The sequence below is a fragment of the Chitinophaga arvensicola genome (genome assembly GCF_900110835.1).
In the GTDB taxonomy this organism is placed as follows: domain Bacteria; phylum Bacteroidota; class Bacteroidia; order Chitinophagales; family Chitinophagaceae; genus Chitinophaga; species Chitinophaga arvensicola.
The window spans coordinates 355,820-375,147 of the sequence record NZ_FOJG01000002.1 but is presented as its reverse complement, the minus strand read 5'-3'; the positions used below and the strand labels follow the sequence as shown (position 1 = coordinate 375,147).

Here is a 19,328-nt window from a genome sequence, read left to right as displayed (position 1 = left end):
AAATGACCGACACTGAATTACACGCCCAATCCGTGATCAATAAAATTTTTGACCTGTACGACACCTACGGGCAGCATGAATACGGAGAAGATGTTACCATGCTGATGCATATGATGCAGGCTGCCCTGATTGCAGAAAGCACCGGTTTTGATGATGAAATGATTATTGCCGCCTTCCTGCATGATATCGGCCACTTCTTCGAAAACGCTCCACAGATGGGCGGTTTGGGTACCCGGGCGCATGATGACCTGGGCAGTGCCTTCCTGCTGGAATGTGGCTTCCCGGCGCGCATGGCACAACTCGTGGGCAGTCATGTAAATGCCAAACGGTACCTCACCTGGTCCGACAGCGCCTATTACGATACGCTTTCAGAAGCCAGCAAACAAACACTGGAATACCAGGGAGGCCCGATGACAGAAGAAGAAGCGCTGGCGTTCCGTAGCGACCCTTTATTTCAGCAATATATACAGCTCCGTATCTGGGACGATATGGGTAAGGAAACCGACATGGCCGTTAACCCGGAAGATGTAGCGCGGATGCGCGCCAGAACCCTGGCTTATTTGCTGGCACATGGCACGCACTAAACCGGTTGTTGCTTTATTAAAAGAATCACTGTCTGCTATATCCGCTTTGTGAAAATCCTCCTGCACTTTCGCGATCATTACCATCTGCTGTATTAAATTGCAGCACTATGGATCTTCGTACTGAAATTTTAGCGGAGCATTCCCGCGCCCAATCGCTTCGGATTGCCGCCTGGATTGGCCGTAGCCCCGACCGGTTTGCCGGCTTGATGACCTTATTTTTGCAGGATGATTACCGGGTGGTACAACGGGCAGCCTGGGTGGTGAGTTTTGTGGCAGAACATGATCCGGCGTTGCTCACTCCTCACCTGCCGGCCATGGTAGCCAGGATGGAACAGGCAGGAATACCGGTAGCAGTAAAGCGGAATGTTTTAAGGGTGCTACAACACCTGCGTGTACCTGAGCCCCTGCATGGGCCGGTAATGAACAGTTGTTTTTCTTTCCTGGAAGATCCGCAGGAAACGGTGGCGGTGAAGGCTTTTTCTATGACGGTACTGGCGCAACTGGCAACAGCTTATCCGGACATCAAAAATGAAATCCGCCTGCTGATTGAGGAACAGCTGGAGAGCAATCCTACGCCGGGCATTCGTTCCAGGGCCAGGAAGGTATTGAAGGAAATCCAGTAGCGTGCTCAGAAATAATAAGGCCCTGGTTGGCTACCCTATAAAAGTAAAAGCAGCGCAACAGGGTAATACACCCTGCTGTGCTGCTTTTTTAATGTGATATAACCATCGGTTACGCGTTAGCATCTTCCGGTGCTGCATCAGCAGCTGGAGGAGGCGTAACGGGTGCCTTTGCTTCTTTTGGTTCTCTTGGCTCTCTCGGTTCCCTTGGTTCTCTTGGTTCCTTAGGTTCCTTCTCTTTCTTTTTCGCTGCTTTTGGAGCGAAGATGGCGATCATACGCTTACCTTCCATGGTAGGCATACTTTCGAGACCACCTACTTCCGCCAGTCTTTCAGCGAATTTCAGGAGAATTAATTCGCCACGTTCCTTAAACATGATGGCCCGGCCTTTAAACTGTACATAGGTTTTCACCTTGTTACCGTCTTTCAGGAAGCTTTCTGCATGTTTCGCTTTGAAATCGAAGTCATGGTCGTCGGTGTTAGGCGTAAAGCGAATTTCTTTCACTTCACTTTTGTGCGCCTTCGCCTTCATTTCCTTTTCCTTCTTCTTCTTTTCGTAAAGGAATTTATTGTAGTCGATGATACGACAAACGGGAGGCACAGCATTCGGAGAAATCTCAACCAGGTCTAAACCCTGTTCCTCTGCCATACGCAATGCATCCTCTGTTCTGTAGACACCTACCTCAATATTTTCACCTACAAGTCTTACCTCAGGAACGCGTATCATCCTGTTGGTGCGATGTTCTTGTTGTTGTTCCCTGCGGAAGTTGGGGTTTCTTCCCCGGTTGTTGCCGCCAAAACTTGGTCTGGGTCTTTGTTGCATTAAGAAAAATAAAATTAATTAATTAATTGTCCTTTTAGTCCATGGTCCACATATCGTCCATGGACCAAAAACAATCTTTACAAAAATACGGGGAAAATCATAGCAATAAACATACCTCAATATAGTAATGTTCATTGTTTTATATACCTTTTTTCCACATTATTGCGATGTTATTCAATTGGCTTACGGTTTACTACCTCATCGTTTACCAGTGTGGTAAACTGTTCGAGTTGCATAGTTCCCAGATCACCTTTAGATTGACGACGAACGGCTACTACATTGTCGGCTGCTTCTTTTTCACCGAGTACCAGCATGTATGGAATTTTTGCCAGTTCTGCTTCCCGGATCTTTTTACCGATTTTTTCGCTTCTATCATCTATTTCAGCGCGAATTTCCGCTTTTTTTAGCAATTCTGCTACTTTTTCTGCGTAGGCCTGGCTTTTATCGCTGATAGGCAGGATTTTCACCTGTGTTGGCGCTAACCACAACGGGAATTTGCCGGCACAGTGTTCGATCAGCACTGCGATAAATCTTTCCAGGGAACCAAATGGCGCACGGTGAATCATTACCGGGCGGTGTTTCTGGTTGTCTGCCCCGATATACTCCAGTTCAAAGCGTTCCGGCAGGTTGTAATCCACCTGGATGGTACCCAGCTGCCATTTACGGCCCAGGGCATCTTTCACCATGAAATCGAGCTTAGGACCGTAGAAAGCGGCTTCGCCATACTCTACCACGGTTTTCAGACCTTTCTCTGCAGCGGATTCAATAATAGCCTGTTCTGCCAGTTCCCAGTTTTCATCGGTTCCTATGTACTTGCTACGGTCTTCTTTATCGCGCAGGGAAATCTGTGCGGTATAATCCGTAAAGCTGAGGCTCTCGAATACATACATCACCAGGTCGATTACTTTCTGGAACTCTTCTTTCACCTGGTCGGGACGGCAGAAAAGGTGCGCATCATCCTGAGTAAATCCTCTTACACGGGTAAGACCATGGAGTTCACCATGCTGCTCGTAACGGTAAACGGTACCAAATTCTGCAAAGCGAACGGGTAAGTCTTTGTACGACTTAGGCGATACTTTATACAGTTCACAGTGATGCGGACAGTTCATCGGTTTCAGCATAAACTCCTCTCCCTCTTCAGGTGTATGGATTGGCTGAAAACTGTCTTTGCCATATTTTTCGTAGTGACCGGAAGTCACGTACAGGTTTTTATTCCCGATGTGTGGTGTTACTACCGGCAGGTAACCACTGGCCAGCTGTGCTTCCTGGAGGAAACGCTGCAGGCGTTCACGCAACATGGCGCCTTTCGGTAACCACATTGGTAAACCAAGACCCACTTTTTCAGAGAAGGCAAACAGTTCCAGTTCCTTACCCAGCTTGCGGTGATCGCGCTTCTTCGCTTCTTCAATCAGGGTCAGGTACTCGTCCAGTTCCTTCTGATTAGGGAAGGTGATTCCGTAGATGCGGGTAAGCATCTTGTTTTTTTCATTACCACGCCAGTAAGCGCCGGCAATGCTGGTCAGCTTGATAGACTTGATAAAGCTGGTATTCGGAATATGTGGTCCACGGCACAGGTCCGTGAATCCTCCCTGGGTATAGAAGCTGATACTTCCATCTGCCAGTTCGTTGATTGTTTCGATTTTATACTGATCGCCTTTTTCGGTGAAGTAAGTCAGTGCGTCTGCCTTACTCACTTCTTTGCGTACATACTCACTGTTGTGTTTGGACAGTTCCACCATTTTAGCTTCAATCGCTTTCAGATCTTCTTCTGAAATAGTGCGGTCGCCTAAATCAATATCATAGTAGAATCCGTTCTCGATGGAAGGACCATAACCAAGTTTAACACCCGGGTACAGGGCTTCCAGTGCTTCGGCCATGAGATGCGCAGAGGAATGCCACATCGTTGCCTTACCATCCTTATCCACCCACGTCAGCAGCTGCAGCGTGCTATCCGTCAAAATCGGGCGTGTAGCATCCACTACCTGCCCATTAACATTTGCTGCCAATACTTTACGTGCCAATCCTTCGCTGATGGATTTGGCAATGTCCAATGCAGTTACTCCTGGTTCATACTGACGAACTGCGCCATCCGGAAAAGTGATATTTATCATACGTTTTGCTGTTAGCACCATACTTTTTCATATGGGCTATATTTCCTTTATAAAATGTTTGCGAAGTTAAGAAATAGTTTGTTAGCTTTTAGATAACCATGTGATTGAACTTAAGGATTTTAAAAATAAATATTATTACAGCGGTGTGAACACAGTCGAATCAGGACATATAATTACATTTATAATCTTTATTTATTACAAACACAAAGCCTGCCTCTTACGGAGTTTATGATTCCAACCGTCTGTTTTCAATACTTAATCCAATAAAATGAGCATTCCCATTACATAACAACTCTTGCAAACGACTATTGATATATTTAAAAGAAATATCTGTGAATCTTAAAATATCTACAGAAAGAATAAATTAATTTTATAATCGTAATATAAAACCATTTAAAACATGATTGGTAACTTAAAACTCTATGACCTCTTCCGTAAGGATCTGCATTTGTCCGACGACAAAGCAATGGAGGTGGTGAATGCACTCGATGAGCATTATGAAAGGAAATCATCATCGAAAATTGAACAACTGGCGACTAAAGCGGAGCTTCAGGCGGTCAAAAGCGAGTTGAAAGAAGAAATCCACACCATTGCAAGCAGGCTGGATCTGATGGCAACCAAAGAGGAGCTGCTCAATGTCAAGTCAGAATTGAAAGAGGATATTGGAAAAGTGAGAATGGAATTCAAAGAAGACATCAGCAAATTCCGGGTGGAGTTCAAAGGTGAATTAAAGGACCTGGAAAACAAGCTCGTAAAACACACGCACTCCGCTACTATCGTGCAGTACGTCCTGCTTATCGGCAGCATTGCCGCGTTGCTGAGATATGCAGGCGTCATCAGGTAACACTATATCACCCCCTTTCGTTTGTCCACCTCAATTTTTCAGAACTTAAAGTTATACGTCACTGACGGTAACACCGGAAATAACGATACTTGCTTCGCACTGACTTTCAACGTCCCGTTCACCGCACTCCCCTCCTGATCAAAGTAAATGAAATAGGGATTCTTCCTGCTATACACATTATAAACAGAGAATGTCCAGCTACCCTTTACACGCTTATTGGGCCTTTTAGGCACCGGCGTATAGATAGCCGCGAGATCCAGCCGGTGGTAGGGCGCCATCCGGTAGGCATTGATGTTGCCGTATCCCTGCACCAGCGTACCTTCTATAAAATAAAACGTTTCAGGCAAAGTGGTGGTATTACCTGTGCCATAGATAAATACGCCGGAGAATGTCCAGCGTTTGTTGAGATCATATGACCCCACCAGGGCCAGATCATGACGGCGGTCGTATTTGGCTGGATAGCGGTTGCCATTGTTCAGGTCAGGGAATCTGCGCCAGGTCCATGCCAACGTATAACCCAGCCATCCGGTAAAGCGGCCTTTCTTTTTATTGACAAACAATTCCATCCCGTATGCCTCGCCCCTTCCAAATACAAAATCCTTTTCCGGATCATCGAGTGAAGGCGTGTAACCTTCCCGGTATTCAATCTGGTGTTGTAAGCTTTTGTAATATACTTCCGCAGATGCCTCATAGGCATTGTTGCTGAAATTGCGGAAATAGCCGGCGGAGTACTGCCAGGCAATCTGTGGCTGCACCAGGTAGGTGCTGGGCACCCATACATCGGTAGGTAAACTGGTACCGGCATTCGAGACCAGGTGAATGAACTGGTAGTTGCGGGTTACAGAAGCCTTGATGGAGCTGAAATCGTTCCAGGACCAGCGCAGGATAATCCGTGGCTCAATGCCACCATAGGTTTTTACTGGCTGGCCACGCCCATAAACTGTGCTGTCTGTTTTGTTTCCTGTAGCATCCCGGTTATAGCGGGTATAAGGACCTATCTGCATAAAACCGCTGTAACGCACGCCTGCATTCAGTTGCAGCCGTGGTGATATTTCCCAGTCGTCCATCAGGTACAGGGCTGCTTCATGGGCATATTTCTTAAACGCATTCTCCGGGTTAAACCGGGTTGAGTCCTGCTGCCCACTTACGGTAGAAGGTGTAAACGTATGACGGATGTAGTTTCCACCGAAGCGGATATGATGTTTCACATGCGGATAATAATCGAAATCCGTTTTCAGATTTACGTCGCTGATACCGGAAGATAAACCGATATCAAAGTTATTTTGTATCGCGCTGAATTTAAATTTATAGTCATTATAAATCAGGGAAGTATTGGCAAATAACTTCTGGTTAAACACATGATTCCAGCGCAAAGTAGCGGTGGTATTACCCCAGGGAATTTTCACATCAAACGTGCGGTCTTTGTTTCTAAAGGAAAAAACGTCTTTCCCGAGATAGCCACTCAGGTAGATACGGTCTTTATCGGAAAAGGTATAATTCATTTTCACATTCAGGTCATAGAAGTAATAACCTGAACCCTTATACGAAGTGTTATTGATAACAGGCTTTGTGATGAGATCAATATACGTGCGTCTGCCGCTTACAATAAAAGAGGCTTTGTCTTTTTTGATAGGGCCCTGGAAGGAGAGCCGGGATGCGATCAGACCGAGCCCGCCTTCTCCCTGAAAGGTTTTATTATTCCCTTCTTTCATGGAAATATCCACCACCGAAGAAAGCCGTCCGCCGTAATTGGCTGGCATACCGCCTTTGATCAGTGTGGTGTTACGGATGGCGTCTGCATTAAAAACAGAAAAGAAACCAAACAGATGGCCGGTATTATAAACAGGGGCTTCATCCAGCAGGATCAAATTCTGATCCGGACCGCCGCCACGTACATAAAACCCGGCATTCCCCTCTCCTGCGGCCTGCACACCAGGCATCAGCTGCAGGGCTTTGAGCACATCCACTTCTCCCATCAGGGCGGGAATTTTCTTTACCTGCAGGGCGGTCAGTTCCGCCCTGCCCATATCGGTGTTTTTTACATTGGCATCTTTCCTCTTATCGGTGATCACCACCTCCCGGGCCTGGTAGGAACGGGGATACAACTGCAGATGCTGCGTGACATTGCTATTCAGGGAAAGCGCCACCGCTTTGGATTCAAAGCCAAGAAACGAGTATAGTAAAATGTAATTACCGGCAGGTAATGTAATGGAATAGAAGCCGTATGTATTGGTATGAACACCATTGGTGGAATGCAGTACCTGCACGGTAGCGCCGGGAAGAGACTCTCCATTGGTGCTGTCTTTGATGAAACCGCTGACGGTGAATTGCTGCCCCATGGCCTCCTTAGAGGTACATAGCCATACAAGGAGCAGTAAAAAGGGACCGAATTGTTGGATCATAAGCGGCGAAAAGCAGGAGTAATTTACGATTTACTGCTTATGATCCAACGATCAATTATTTATTTATACGTCAGGCTATCGGTTGTTTCGCCACAGGTAAGCATCTTATGACCGAAGTAAGGATTCTGTATCGCTGCTTTGTCGCTGAGCCAGTAGGCGCCTTTATCATCAAAGGCCATGGGGCAATATTGATGATAAATAGTATGTCCTTTCAAGCCGGTATTCTTTACAAGATCAAACAACATATCCGATACCATCTGGAAAGAAGCTCTTTTGCCTTCCAGGCCAGCTTCGCCGGTGAGGCCGGTTAATTCGGCGCTTACACTGCCGGTGATGCCGGTAATATTGGAAAGATGGCTGCTGTCCATCTGGAGGAGGTTCAGCGGAAGACTGTCGACATGTGCCTTCAATGTCACGGCGGCGGCATTCGCAGCGTTGCTGTCGGCCTGTACGAGGGCATCGGAAAGCCGGTAATACGACTGCAGCGCCGTTCCCAGTGAATCATAAAATACCTGGCTGTATGGCGCCTGCAATGCGGCAGAAGGGCTGGCGGCTTCCTTTGTTTCCTTTGGCGCCGGCTGCTGGCAGGCAAACAGGGCTGCACTGAGCGCCAGTAACCCAACGGGAACGCATACTTTAAAATTCATAATCTTACACTTTGCAACAAAACTAAATAAAATGATGGGATTCCAACTTTGGCAGGTTGAATTTGAGTAGGTTAAAGTCCGCATTTTTCGTTAACTTTGCACGTTTTTTATCCAATTTTTTTATTTTTTATGTTGATCGCATTACAGGACATTACGTTTGAGTTTGGATCCAGGGTTATCCTGGAAGATTCCTCGTGGCATATAGAACCGGGCGACCGCGTTGGTCTGATCGGGTTGAATGGTACCGGCAAGTCAACCCTGTTGCGCATTATCAATGGGGAGTATTCAATTTCCAAAGGAAGTGTTAATAAAAGTAAAAGTCTGACCATAGGATTCTTTAACCAGGACCTGCTCAGCTTTGAAACCGATGAATCTATTCTCACTGTTGGCATGATGGCCTTTGGTAAAGCGCTGGAGCTGGAGAAAGACATCGAAAGGATTACCAAGGAGCTGGAAGACAGCCAGACAGACGAATTGTTACATGAGTTCAGCGATAAACTGCATGAATTTGAAGCCCTCGATGGCTACAACATGAAACATAAGACCGCACAGGTACTGGAGGGTTTGGGTTTTACCACTTCCGACCTGGACCGTCCCTATAGCCAGTTTTCCGGAGGTTGGCGGATGCGCGTGCTCCTCGCACGTCTCATTCTGCAGCAACCGGACGTACTGATGCTCGATGAACCGACGAACCACCTGGATCTTCCCTCCATCGAATGGCTGGAAAGATACCTGGTGGGGTATAACGGCGCTGTGATCATTGTATCGCATGACCGTTTCTTTCTCGACCGCATGGTAAACAAGATCGTAGAAGTATACCAGCAGCAACTGCACCACTACGCCGGCTCTTATGCCGATTATGAAGTGGAAAAGGAACTGCGCCGCGAAATGCAGCAACGTGCTTACGAAAACCAGCAGGATTATATCCGCCAGCAGGAACGTTTTATCGAACGCTTTAAGGCGAAGGCTTCCAAAGCCGCACAGGCACAGAGTATTGCCAAAAGACTGGATAAACTGGAGCGTGTGGAACAAACCGATAGCGGTCCTTCTAAAATCAGGATCAACTTTACGGTAGATAAAACGCCGGGGAAGATCTTATGTACGCTGAATAACATCAGCAAAAGCTTTGGCAACATTGAAATCCTGAAAGGTACCAGTGCTGAAATCAACCGGGGTGATAAAATAGCCCTGATCGGAGCCAACGGTAAGGGTAAATCTACCTTACTCCGTATTATTTTCGGGATGGAACCTATGGAAGGTGAGCGTGTACCCGGTCATAATGTGGTGACCAGCTTCTACGCACAGCACCAGCTGGAATCACTGGATATGAACAGCGAAATACTCGACGAGCTGAAAAACTTTGGCAGCGGCCGTACCGAACTGGAATTACGCCAGTTACTGGGCTGCTTCCTGTTCACCGGCGACGATGTATTTAAAAAGATCAAGATCCTCTCCGGAGGTGAAAAGGCGCGTGTGGCGCTGGCCAAAACCATTATCAGCCAGGCCAACTTCCTGATGCTGGATGAGCCCACGAACCACCTGGACATGAACTCCGTGCAGATGCTCATTGATGCCCTGAACAAATACGATGGCAGCCTGGTGCTGGTATCGCACGACCGTTACTTCGTGAGCCAGACCGCCAACAAGATCTGGGAAATCGTAGACGGCGAAATCAAGGAATTCAAAGGCACCTATAACGAATACGAAGAATGGAAAAAGAGAATGGCCGCCCAACAGCAGCCGGCATCTTCCAAAGCCACTAACAATAACGCAGATACGAAAAAAGATAGCCGCCAGCAGAATGCCGCTCCCACCCAGGACGCAGGTAAAGGCGCTATCAATAAAGATATACAACGCGAATTACAGAAACAGCAAAAGCAGTTTTCACAGGTAGAAGGCCAGGTGGCCAGCCTGAAGGAACGCAAAGCCGGTCTGGAAGCCAGCTTGGGTTCACCTGACATCTATAACGATAAAGCTAAATTTGCCCAGGTGGAAAGCGAGTACCAGGATGTTCAGAAATACCTGGACAGGGCCAATCAGCAATATGAGCAGCTATTTGAAAAAATAATGCAGCTGGAAGCGAACCTTATCAGCTAGTTACTTTGTTATCCAGGTATCTTTTGCGGGATGCCTGGATAACAACACTTAAAACCCTTTCTGCGTATGCAAAAAATACTGGTAGTTGAAGACGAGGTAAAAGTAGCCAATGCCGTTAAGAAAGGACTGGAAGAAAACGGTTTTGATGTAGATGTGGCCTACGACGGGCGCATCGGCAAAGGACTGGCTACCAGCAACAACTACGACCTGGTGATCCTGGACCTCAACCTCCCCCACCACAACGGGTATGAACTCTGTGAAGTAATCCGTCACAAAAACAACCGGGTACCCGTAATCATGCTGACCGCCCTCGGTGGTATGGAAGATAAAATGCAGGCTTTTGAACTTGGCGCCGATGATTACCTTGTAAAACCATTCGACTTCCGGGAACTGCTGGCCCGTATCCGTGTATTCCTCAAAAGAGCCGGTTCGGACGCCACTCATGGCACACAATACAAAATCAGCATCGCCGACCTGGAAATAGACCGCGAGAAAAAAGACGTGACCCGGGGCGGCAAAAAAATTGCTCTTACCGCCAAAGAATACCAGCTGCTGGAGTTCCTGGCCATGCACAAAGGAAAAGTGATTTCCAAACTCACCATCGCCGAAAAGGTATGGGACATCGACTTTGATACCGGTACCAACGTGATCGAAGTATACATGAACTTCCTCCGTAAAAAAATAGACAAGGATTTCGAACAGAAATTACTGCACACCAAAACAGGTATGGGATATTATCTTTCAGAAGAATAACGCCCCCGGTTGAAGATCAAATATAAAATAGCGCTTTATTATACCCTGTCGGCTACGCTGATGCTTGTTGCATTTGCCGTGCTGGCCTACTATTTCTCCGCCAAATCAAGAAAGGCAGAATACCTGGAAAGACTGGAATACCGGGCCCGTTCGATTGCCAATGTGATTATTGAAGATGGAAACGTAAAGGTTGACCTTTTGAGAAAACTGGACAGAACTACCTTCCAGGACCTCTATAAAGAAACGATCCTGGTATACAACCCCGACTACGACCTCTTATACAGCAACCTGAAAGATACGACCATCCGTACGCATCCCAGTCTGCTGAACTTTATCAAGGAAAACAAGCTGTATAGCTATGATAAAGGCAGTGGCGAAGTAGTGGGCGTATACTATACAGAGGGAGATGTTTCCGTCATCGTGATTGTTTCTTCCTTTGATAAATATGGTTTTCAGAATCTGCAAAACCTCAGCCAGATCCTGCTCCTGGAGCTGATTACCGCCGTGGTGGTACTCGTGGGTGTTGGTTACTTCTTTGCCCGTAAAATGGTACAGCCTATTGACCAGCTGGTACAACAGGTAGACAGTATCAATGCCAACAACATGGAGAACACGCAGGTGGCGGTGAAAGGCAAAGATGAAATTGCCAAGCTGGGCGCCAATTTTAATACCATGCTGCAACGCCTGAGCGAGTCTTTTCATTTGCAGAAAAGCTTTGTCAGCAATGCTTCCCATGAGCTGCGCACGCCCCTGGCAGCTATTATCAGCCAATTGCAGGTAACGTTATCAAAAGACCGCAGTAAAGAAGAATACCTCGCGTTACTCACCTCCGTACTGGAAGACGCCGAAAATCTCTCCGACCTTTCCAATGGACTGCTGCAGCTGGCACAGTCAGAAATGCGGCAGGAGGAGTTTGTATTGGGCAATGTGCGGATAGATGAGCTATTGATGGAGATGACTACGTTGATCCGTCTCAAACAAAAAACAGCGAGTAAAGTAGAAATTCAATTCATCAAGGTTCCCGACAACGATTCCCTTGTCACCTGCTATGGAAATGAGAATTTATTAAAAGTGCTTTTCCTGAACCTGATCGATAACGCGTGTAAATTTTCAGAAAATAATACCGCGCAGGTATCCATTGATTTCTTCACGAAGTATATTATGGTGCAGATCAAAGACACCGGCATTGGTATACCTGCAGACGAAATCAATAAAATTTTCGAACCTTTCTATCGCGGACAAAATGCGCTGCAAATCCGTGGCCATGGCCTTGGTTTGTCTATCTGTAAAAAGATTGTACAAATTCATAACGGGCATATTACTGTTACCTCCACTCCTGCCGAAGGCACCACTTTCACGGTGATCCTGCCTCATATCTAATCTTATTTTAAGGTCATTTTAATGCGGGTTAAAGGTGCCTTTAATTCTGCTTTAGGAGTTTTGTGTCATGAAATCTGGCATTATGCGAACTATCAGGATGCTGTTCCTAACAGCATGCGTTTCCTGCCTGGGCTATATTCAACACACACAGGCACAAATTACCTCTCAACAGGTGACCCTACAGGCAGTTGAAGATTCCTTCCTTGCAAAAAATTACTTATTACTGGCGCAACGTTACCAGGTAGATGCTTCCAAAGCACTGATACGACAGGCGAAGATGTGGAGCAATCCTAACTTTAGCACCGTATTGGGATTTGGCAGCACGGATAAATTCAAACCTTTTGCAGTAGGCGCCGGTGGTGAAACACAATACACCATCGATCAGCTGATACAACTGGCCGGCAAACGGAACAAAACGATACAACTGGCTGCCACAGCGGCGAAAATGAGTGAAGCTAATTTCGATGAACTCTTACGCACGCTCCGCTTACAGCTGCGCGAGAATTTCTACAATATCTATTACCAGCAACAAACGGAAACAGTATTAAAAGAACAACTGGGCAATCTGCAACAGATTGTAGATGCTTATGTCACCGCAGATAAAAAAGGAAGCGTGGCACATGCAGACCTGGTAAGACTGCAGGCGTTACAGGTGGGCATCGAAAATGATTACGCCGATCTGAAACAACAGGAATTGGAATCACAAAAGAACCTACAGCAACTGTTACATACCAGGGACTTTTATGAGGCCAGGCTGCAACCTGCAGATCTGGCTTCATATAACCTGGACAAAATCCAGCTGCCGGAATTACTCGACAGCGTCACAAAGAACAGACCGGATGTAAGGATTGCCGATATGCAGTACCAGACAGCCCAACTGAACTACCGGCTGCAAAAATCACTCGCGGTACCAGACCTGCATGTAGGCGCCACATACGATAAACAGGGCAGCTACATCCCGAATTTCGTGGGATTGACGCTCGGCATTGACCTGCCTACCTGGAACCGTAATCAGGGCAATATCAAGGCTGCACAGCTGCAAATCGGATCGGAACAACAGCAGTTATTGCAACAGCAGTCTATCGCGCAATCGGAAGTGTTAAATGCGTATCAGCGCATTCTCGCACTGGAAAAGCGTTACAAGGGATTCGACCTTCATCAGTTCCAGGGCGAATTTGATACCCTGATTGATGAAGTAGCCAAGAACTTCAGTAAAGGCAATATCTCGCTGCTTCAATTTATCGACTACTTCAACAGTTACAGCGATAACGCAAAAAATATCAACAAGTTTTTATCCAACCGGGTAAATGCGTATGAAGAACTCAACTATGCAACAGGACAAGAACTATTTAAAAACTAAGCACATGAAACAGCCTATTCTTATTATCGGCTTTTCGCTGCTGGCAGCTATTCTGTGGAGTGGTTGCAAACACAGCCAGGCAGAAGATTCAGAGAAGACCACCTTTGTTCTCAGCGATACCATGATGAAGAACATCAGAATTGATACCGCTCATCTGGAACCGGTGGTAAATGAAGTACGCCTTTCCGGTAAAGTAACCCCCAATGGTGGTAAGGTATTAAAAGTATACCCCCTGGTGAGTGGCTATGTGGAAGATATTAAAGTGCAATTGGGCGACTATGTACAGAAGGGTCAGGTACTGGCGGTGATTCATAGTGCCGAGATTGCCGATTATGAAAAACAACTGGCACAGGCCAAATCTGACCGTAATGTAGCAGATAAGAATCTCAAAGTAGCACAGGACCTGTACGACAGCCGCCTGAGCACAGAGAAGGATGTAGTGAATGCCAAAGGCGAAGTGCAGAAATCAGATGCAGAAATTACCCGTCTCAATGACCTCTTTAAAATTTACCGCAAAGGTAAAGGCGCCACCTACCTGGTTACTGCGCCTATTTCCGGTTATATTATAGAGAAGAACATCAACAATAACATGGAGATCCGTTCCGATAACAGCGCCAATATCTTTACTATCTCCGAACTGGATGATGTGTGGGTGATGGCCAATGTTTTTGAAACAGATATTGCCCGTATCAAAGAGGGCTACGCCGCAGATATTGTAACAGTGAGTTACCCTGATCAGCCCTTCCACGGCAAGATCGATAAGATTTATAACTTCCTGGACCCGGCTACCAAAACCATGCAGGTGCGCATCAGCATTGATAACAAGAATATGCTGCTGAAACCGGAAATGTTCGCGACAGTATATGTAAAATACACTGATAACGATCAGAAAATAGCGGTGCCTTCTGCCGCCGTCATCTTTGATAACAGTAAGAATTATGTGCTGGTATTTAAAGACAAATTCAATATCGCAGTACGCCAGGTAGAAGTAGCCAAAACATCGGGCGACATTACCTATCTCTCTTCCGGTTTAACGGCAGATGAAAAAGTAATCTCCAAAAATCAGTTGCTCATCTACGATGCACTTAAAGATTAAGCGGGCGATGAAGCAATTATTCTCCATAGGAATACTGGCGTTAAGCGGTGGCCGCCTGCTGGCACAGGACAAAAAGGTGGATAGCATTATCCCCTATACGCTCCATTTCCAGCAAACCCTGGTAACGCAATGGCATCCGGACTTCTCCGCGAAGTATTCGGGCGCCAACAGTTTCCGTACCCATGAAAAAGGGGCGACTTCCATCACCAGTACCATTTATGCCGGTATCCGTCCGTGGAAGAACCTTGAAGTATATGTAAATCCGGAACTCGCCGGTGGTGAAGGTCTCAGCCATGCCACCGGCATTGCGGGTTTCCCCAATGGAGAAACTTTCCGGGTGGGCGATCCCAAACCCAAAATTTACCTCGCCCGTGCCTACGGCGTGTATACCTTACCGTTAACTACCCACAGCGAAGTGGATGCAGATGACCTGAATAATGTGGGCGGCACCACGCCTACTCATTACCTGCGTTTCATAGGTGGTAAATATTGTCTGGCAGATTTCTTTGACCAGAACACTTACAGCCACGATCCGCGCACCCAGTTTATGAACTGGTCGCTAATGAGCAATGCCGCATGGGACTATCCCGCAGATGTGCGTGGATATACCATGGCCCTGACGGTTCAATACCGAAAAGACAACTGGCAGGTACAGGCAGCAACATCCCTGGAACCTACGGTGGCCAATGGTCCTAAGCTGAACTACCAATATAGCAGATCCAACGGAGAAGTGCTGGAAGTAACGCACACACATACACTCCATCAGCATGAAGGGAATGTACGGGTAATGGCTTTTATCAACCAGGCTCCCATGGGTAACTATAACGAAGCGTTGAAAGCCGCTACAGATACACCAGACATCACTGCCGTGCGGAAAGATGGCCGTACCAAATACGGATTTGGCATTAACATAGACCAGGAGCTGACCAATAGCGGCGGTGCTTTCCTGAAGGCATCATGGAATGATGGTCATAATGAAACCTGGGCCTATACGGAAATCGATCGCTCCATCAGCGCCGGATGGCTGCAAAACGGCCAGGGCTGGCACCGCGCGCAGGATAATGCCGGTGTAGCCATGGTGGTAAACGGTTTATCCGCAGATCACCGGCACTACCTTGAGGCCGGCGGCACCGGCTTTATGGTCGGCGACGGTCAGCTCAGCTACGCACCAGAAATGATTGCCGAAGTTTTCTATCAATGTAACATTACCAGGCTACATATTGCTTTAAGCCCTGATTACCAGTTTGTGCTGCATCCTGCCTATAACAGGGACCGCGGACCGGTCAACATCATCGGATTAAGGACCAGAGTGGCATTCTAAAGAACAGGAGTTATGAATAAATTCATCAGAAATATTGTAGCTTTTTCGCTGAGAAACAAACTGTTTGTTTTCATCAGCGTGGCGACCCTGATCGCAGCCGGCGTATTTTCCTTTTTACATACGCCCATTGAAGCTTTCCCGGATGTTACCAACACGCAGATCGTGATTGTAACCAAATGGAACGGCCGCAGTGCACAGGAAGTAGAACGTTTTGTAACGCTGCCCATAGAAGTATCTATGAATGCGGTACAGAAAAAAACCAGCGTGCGTTCCGTTACCATGTTCGGTTTGTCTGTAGTAAAGATCATGTTCGACGATGATGTGGAAGACTTCTTCGCCCGGCAACAGGTAAATAATATGCTACAGAACCTGGGGCTGCCGGAAGGTGCAGAACCCGAAGTACAGCCACCCTACGGCCCTACCGGCGAGATATTCCGTTACTACCTGAAAAGTGCCAAGCGCGATTCCCGCGACCTGCTTACGTGGCAGAACTGGGTGATTGACCGGCAGATCCGCAGTGTACCCGGCGTAGCAGACGTTGTGGCATTCGGCGGACAGGAAAAGATCTATGAGATCTCTGCAGATCCGGTAAGACTTGCTAAATACGATATTACGCCCCTGGAATTATACCAGGCCGTTACCAAAAGTAATGTGAACGTAGGTGGTGATGTAATTGAGAAAAACGGACAGGCCTATGTGGTACGTGGTATAGGTTTGCTCAACAGCATACAGGATATCAATAACATCATCATACAAAATATTAACGGTGTGCCGCTCCTGGTAAAGGATCTGGCGAATGTGCACGAAGCCTCTGCCCCCCGCGTGGGCCAGGTGGGCATCGGAGCCAACGACGACCTGGTGGAAGGAATTGTGGTGATGCGTAAAGGCGAGAACCCCACAGAAGTACTGGCCCGTCTGAAAGAAAAACTAAAGGAACTGAACGAAACCATTCTGCCGGACGATATCAAAATGGAAACCTTCTATGACCGTGATAACCTGATGGAGTTCTGTACCCATACGGTGATGCACAACCTGGCAGAAGGTATCATCTTTGTAACGGTGATTGTGTTCCTCTTCATGGCCGACTGGCGTACTACCGTGATCGTATCCATTATTATTCCGCTGGCCCTGCTCTTCGCCTTTATGTGCTTACGCATGAAAGGAATGAGCGCCAACCTGTTGTCGATGGGGGCGATTGACTTCGGTATCATCATAGACGGCGCCGTAGTAATGGTGGAAGGTATCTTCGTGATGCTCGATCACAAGGCCCATAAGTATGGCATGGAGCGGTTTAACAAGATGGCCAAGCTCGGCTGGATCAAGCAAACCGGCGGAGAGCTGGCAAAGGCTATCTTCTTTTCGAAACTTATTATTATCATCTCCCTTATACCTATCTTCTCTTTCCAGAAAGTAGAAGGTAAAATGTTCTCGCCACTGGCCTGGACGCTGGGATTTGCATTACTCGGCGCCCTGTTGTTTACTTTAACACTGGTGCCCGTACTCTGTTCCCTTCTCCTGAATAAAAATGTAAAAGAGAAGAATAACCCGCTGGTGAATTTCTTTGACCGCATTGTGATGCGCGGGTTTGGCTGGACTTATCGTAACAAGCGCCTGAGCATTACGCTGGCACTGGCTTTCATGATAGTCACTTTTATCTCTGCCAAATTCCTGGGTACGGAATTTTTGCCACAGCTGAATGAAGGCTCCCTCTGGGTGACCACGGAATTGCCAATGAGTATGTCGCTTACCGAAAGCACCAAGATGGCGCATGATATCCGCCAGGACCTCGGTGGCTTCCCGGAAGTAAAAAGGGTGTTGTCGCAGGTAGGCCGCTCGAATGACGGAACCGATCCCAATGGCTTCTACTTTATCCAATACCAGGTGGATCTGGCGCCTAAAGAGGAATGGAAACGCAAGATCTCCCAGGATGAACTGATTTCACAGATGGAGCAACGGTTGAAGAAATACCCGGGTATTATTCTGAACTTTTCCCAGCCTATCAGTGACAACGTTTCTGAAGCAGTAGCCGGTTTCAAGGCGGCTAACGGGGTGAAGATATTCGGCGATGACCTGGTGAAGCTGGAAGCCTTATCACAACAGGTGATTGCACAGTTAAAAACTGTGCAGGGTATCAAGGATCTGGGCGTGATCCGGAATATCGGTCAGCCTGAAATGAGTATCAATCTCGACGACAACAAGATGGCGCAATACGGCGTAGCCACCGGCGATGCACAGGCCGTGATTGAAATGGCGATTGGTGGTAAAACCGCAACGCAGTTGTATGAGGGCGAGAAGAAATTCGATATCCGTATCCGTTATGATGAAAACTACCGTAAAACGGAAGACGACCTGGCGAACCTGATGGTACCTACCATCAATAATAATAAGGTCCCGCTGAAAGAAATTGCAGAGATCAAAACGATTACCGGACCGGCATTCATTTACCGCGACAGTAACAAACGGTTTATCGGGGTAAAATTCTCTGTCCGTGACCGTGACCTAGGTAGTACCATTGCAGAAGCACAGGCGAAAATCAACCGGGTGGTGAAGTTGCCAAAAGGCTACAGCATTGGCTGGACAGGTGAATTTGAAAACCAGGTACGTGCTACCCAGCGACTGGGACAGGTAGTACCAATCAGTATCATTGCCATCTTCATGGTATTGTTCATTATGCTGGGCAGCGTAAAAGATGCGGGACTGGTGTTAATGAACGTGCCGTTTGCACTGATAGGTGGTATCCTCGCGCTGCATGTCACCAATATGAACTTTGGTATCTCTGCGGGTGTAGGCTTCATCGCACTGTTTGGGATCTGTATCCAGAACGGGGTGATCCTGATTTCGGTGTTCCATAAAAACCTGGAGGCGCGGTTATCCCTGAATGAATCGATCAAGCTGGGAGTGCAGAGCCGTATCCGGCCGGTGGTGATGACCGCCATGATGGCGGCTATCGGGTTAATTCCGGCAGCTATTTCCCACGGTATCGGTTCTGAAACACAGAAGCCACTGGCCATTGTAGTTATTGGTGGATTGATCACCGCAACGGTACTGACCTTGCTGGTGTTCCCTATCATTTTCTACGGGGCTTATAAAAATAAGAAAGACCAGTTGTAATCAAATAATGGCGTGTAGCCCTTGCATTTATAACGTGAAGGGTTACACGTATACCTGTTTAGTTCGCATATAGGTTGATAGAATGGTCATAAAAAAGAAAAGACCGGATTACTCCGGCCGATTCAATTTTATGGTCAACTACTCCGCCCTGCCGAGAAGAAACAACGCGGGGCGGATTT

Annotated in this window: 14 protein-coding genes; 10 read left to right on the top strand and 4 right to left on the bottom strand. The window is 47.2% G+C overall.

All coding sequences use genetic code 11. The annotated features are described in order from the left end of the window. Positions 1–2 precede the first annotated feature (2 nt). A complete protein-coding gene (locus tag BMW79_RS18760; protein ID WP_089897189.1) occupies positions 3–584 on the top strand; it encodes an HD domain-containing protein in 582 nt (193 codons plus the stop codon). 107 nt (positions 585–691) lie between these two features. Further along, on the top strand, positions 692–1,207 hold the full coding sequence (locus tag BMW79_RS18755; RefSeq protein ID WP_177192248.1) for an amidohydrolase family protein: 516 nt from the start codon (positions 692–694) through the stop codon (positions 1,205–1,207). A gap of 109 nt (positions 1,208–1,316) precedes the next feature. Here the strand turns inward: BMW79_RS18755 and infC are convergent, their stop codons facing one another. Both infC and thrS read right to left on the bottom strand, forming a co-directional pair. Then, positions 1,317–2,027 carry a translation initiation factor IF-3 gene (gene infC / locus BMW79_RS18750; RefSeq protein WP_089897188.1) on the bottom strand — a complete coding sequence of 237 codons (711 nt, stop codon included), beginning with the start codon at positions 2,025–2,027 and terminating at the stop codon, positions 1,317–1,319. Positions 2,028–2,197: 170 nt separating this feature from the next. Further along, entirely contained in the window at positions 2,198–4,138 is a 1,941-nt protein-coding gene (thrS, locus tag BMW79_RS18745; protein ID WP_089903931.1) for a threonine--tRNA ligase, read from the bottom strand. Positions 4,139–4,538: 400 nt separating this feature from the next. Between thrS and BMW79_RS18740 the strand changes: the two genes are divergently transcribed. Further along, on the top strand, positions 4,539–4,982 hold the full coding sequence (locus tag BMW79_RS18740; RefSeq protein ID WP_089897187.1) for a hypothetical protein: 444 nt from the start codon (positions 4,539–4,541) through the stop codon (positions 4,980–4,982). A gap of 38 nt (positions 4,983–5,020) precedes the next feature. Here BMW79_RS18740 and BMW79_RS18735 read toward each other — a convergent pair whose 3' ends face one another. Together BMW79_RS18735 and BMW79_RS18730 are read right to left on the bottom strand one after the other, a co-directional pair. Then, positions 5,021–7,384: a TonB-dependent receptor gene (locus tag BMW79_RS18735; RefSeq protein WP_089897186.1), complete on the bottom strand. Its 2,364-nt coding sequence runs from the start codon at positions 7,382–7,384 to the stop codon at positions 5,021–5,023. Positions 7,385–7,443: 59 nt separating this feature from the next. Beyond that, positions 7,444–8,031, bottom strand: a complete 588-nt coding sequence (locus BMW79_RS18730; RefSeq protein ID WP_177192247.1) for a DUF3347 domain-containing protein — start codon at positions 8,029–8,031, stop codon at positions 7,444–7,446. Positions 8,032–8,160: 129 nt separating this feature from the next. Between BMW79_RS18730 and BMW79_RS18725 the strand changes: the two genes are divergently transcribed. The 7 genes from BMW79_RS18725 (at position 8,161) to BMW79_RS18695 (ending at position 19,149) form a co-directional block, all read left to right on the top strand. Continuing rightward, positions 8,161–10,128 (top strand): ABC-F family ATP-binding cassette domain-containing protein, encoded by a 1,968-nt coding sequence (locus tag BMW79_RS18725; RefSeq protein ID WP_089897184.1) that lies wholly within the window; start codon positions 8,161–8,163, stop codon positions 10,126–10,128. A gap of 66 nt (positions 10,129–10,194) precedes the next feature. Further along, positions 10,195–10,881, top strand: coding sequence for a response regulator (locus BMW79_RS18720; protein WP_089897183.1), 687 nt, complete (start codon positions 10,195–10,197; stop codon positions 10,879–10,881). Between the two features lie 9 nt (positions 10,882–10,890). Continuing rightward, positions 10,891–12,261: a sensor histidine kinase gene (locus BMW79_RS18715; RefSeq protein WP_089897182.1), complete on the top strand. Its 1,371-nt coding sequence runs from the start codon at positions 10,891–10,893 to the stop codon at positions 12,259–12,261. An 82-nt stretch (positions 12,262–12,343) separates the two neighbouring features. Continuing rightward, positions 12,344–13,621, top strand: a complete 1,278-nt coding sequence (locus BMW79_RS18710; RefSeq protein WP_177192246.1) for a TolC family protein — start codon at positions 12,344–12,346, stop codon at positions 13,619–13,621. A 4-nt stretch (positions 13,622–13,625) separates the two neighbouring features. Further along, a complete protein-coding gene (locus BMW79_RS18705; RefSeq protein WP_089897180.1) occupies positions 13,626–14,717 on the top strand; it encodes an efflux RND transporter periplasmic adaptor subunit in 1,092 nt (363 codons plus the stop codon). 7 nt (positions 14,718–14,724) lie between these two features. After that, positions 14,725–16,038: a carbohydrate porin gene (locus BMW79_RS18700; RefSeq protein WP_177192245.1), complete on the top strand. Its 1,314-nt coding sequence runs from the start codon at positions 14,725–14,727 to the stop codon at positions 16,036–16,038. Positions 16,039–16,050: 12 nt separating this feature from the next. After that, positions 16,051–19,149, top strand: a complete 3,099-nt coding sequence (locus BMW79_RS18695; protein ID WP_089897178.1) for an efflux RND transporter permease subunit — start codon at positions 16,051–16,053, stop codon at positions 19,147–19,149. Positions 19,150–19,328: the final 179 nt, after the last annotated feature.

Bases quoted from the DNA above. Each gene is read 5' to 3' on its own strand.
- BMW79_RS18720 (WP_089897183.1), top strand. From the start codon at position 10,195: ATGCAAAAAATACTGGTAGTTGAAGACGAGGTAAAAGTAGCCAATGCC.
- BMW79_RS18710 (WP_177192246.1), top strand. From the start codon at position 12,344: ATGCGAACTATCAGGATGCTGTTCCTAACAGCATGCGTTTCCTGCCTG.
- BMW79_RS18735 (WP_089897186.1), bottom strand. From the start codon at position 7,384: ATGATCCAACAATTCGGTCCCTTTTTACTGCTCCTTGTATGGCTATGT.
- BMW79_RS18740 (WP_089897187.1), top strand. From the start codon at position 4,539: ATGATTGGTAACTTAAAACTCTATGACCTCTTCCGTAAGGATCTGCAT.
- BMW79_RS18705 (WP_089897180.1), top strand. From the start codon at position 13,626: ATGAAACAGCCTATTCTTATTATCGGCTTTTCGCTGCTGGCAGCTATT.
- thrS (WP_089903931.1), bottom strand. From the start codon at position 4,138: ATGATAAATATCACTTTTCCGGATGGCGCAGTTCGTCAGTATGAACCA.
- BMW79_RS18695 (WP_089897178.1), top strand. From the start codon at position 16,051: ATGAATAAATTCATCAGAAATATTGTAGCTTTTTCGCTGAGAAACAAA.
- BMW79_RS18725 (WP_089897184.1), top strand. From the start codon at position 8,161: ATGTTGATCGCATTACAGGACATTACGTTTGAGTTTGGATCCAGGGTT.
- BMW79_RS18700 (WP_177192245.1), top strand. From the start codon at position 14,725: ATGAAGCAATTATTCTCCATAGGAATACTGGCGTTAAGCGGTGGCCGC.
- BMW79_RS18760 (WP_089897189.1), top strand. From the start codon at position 3: ATGACCGACACTGAATTACACGCCCAATCCGTGATCAATAAAATTTTT.
- infC (WP_089897188.1), bottom strand. From the start codon at position 2,027: ATGCAACAAAGACCCAGACCAAGTTTTGGCGGCAACAACCGGGGAAGA.
- BMW79_RS18730 (WP_177192247.1), bottom strand. From the start codon at position 8,031: ATGAATTTTAAAGTATGCGTTCCCGTTGGGTTACTGGCGCTCAGTGCA.
- BMW79_RS18755 (WP_177192248.1), top strand. From the start codon at position 692: ATGGATCTTCGTACTGAAATTTTAGCGGAGCATTCCCGCGCCCAATCG.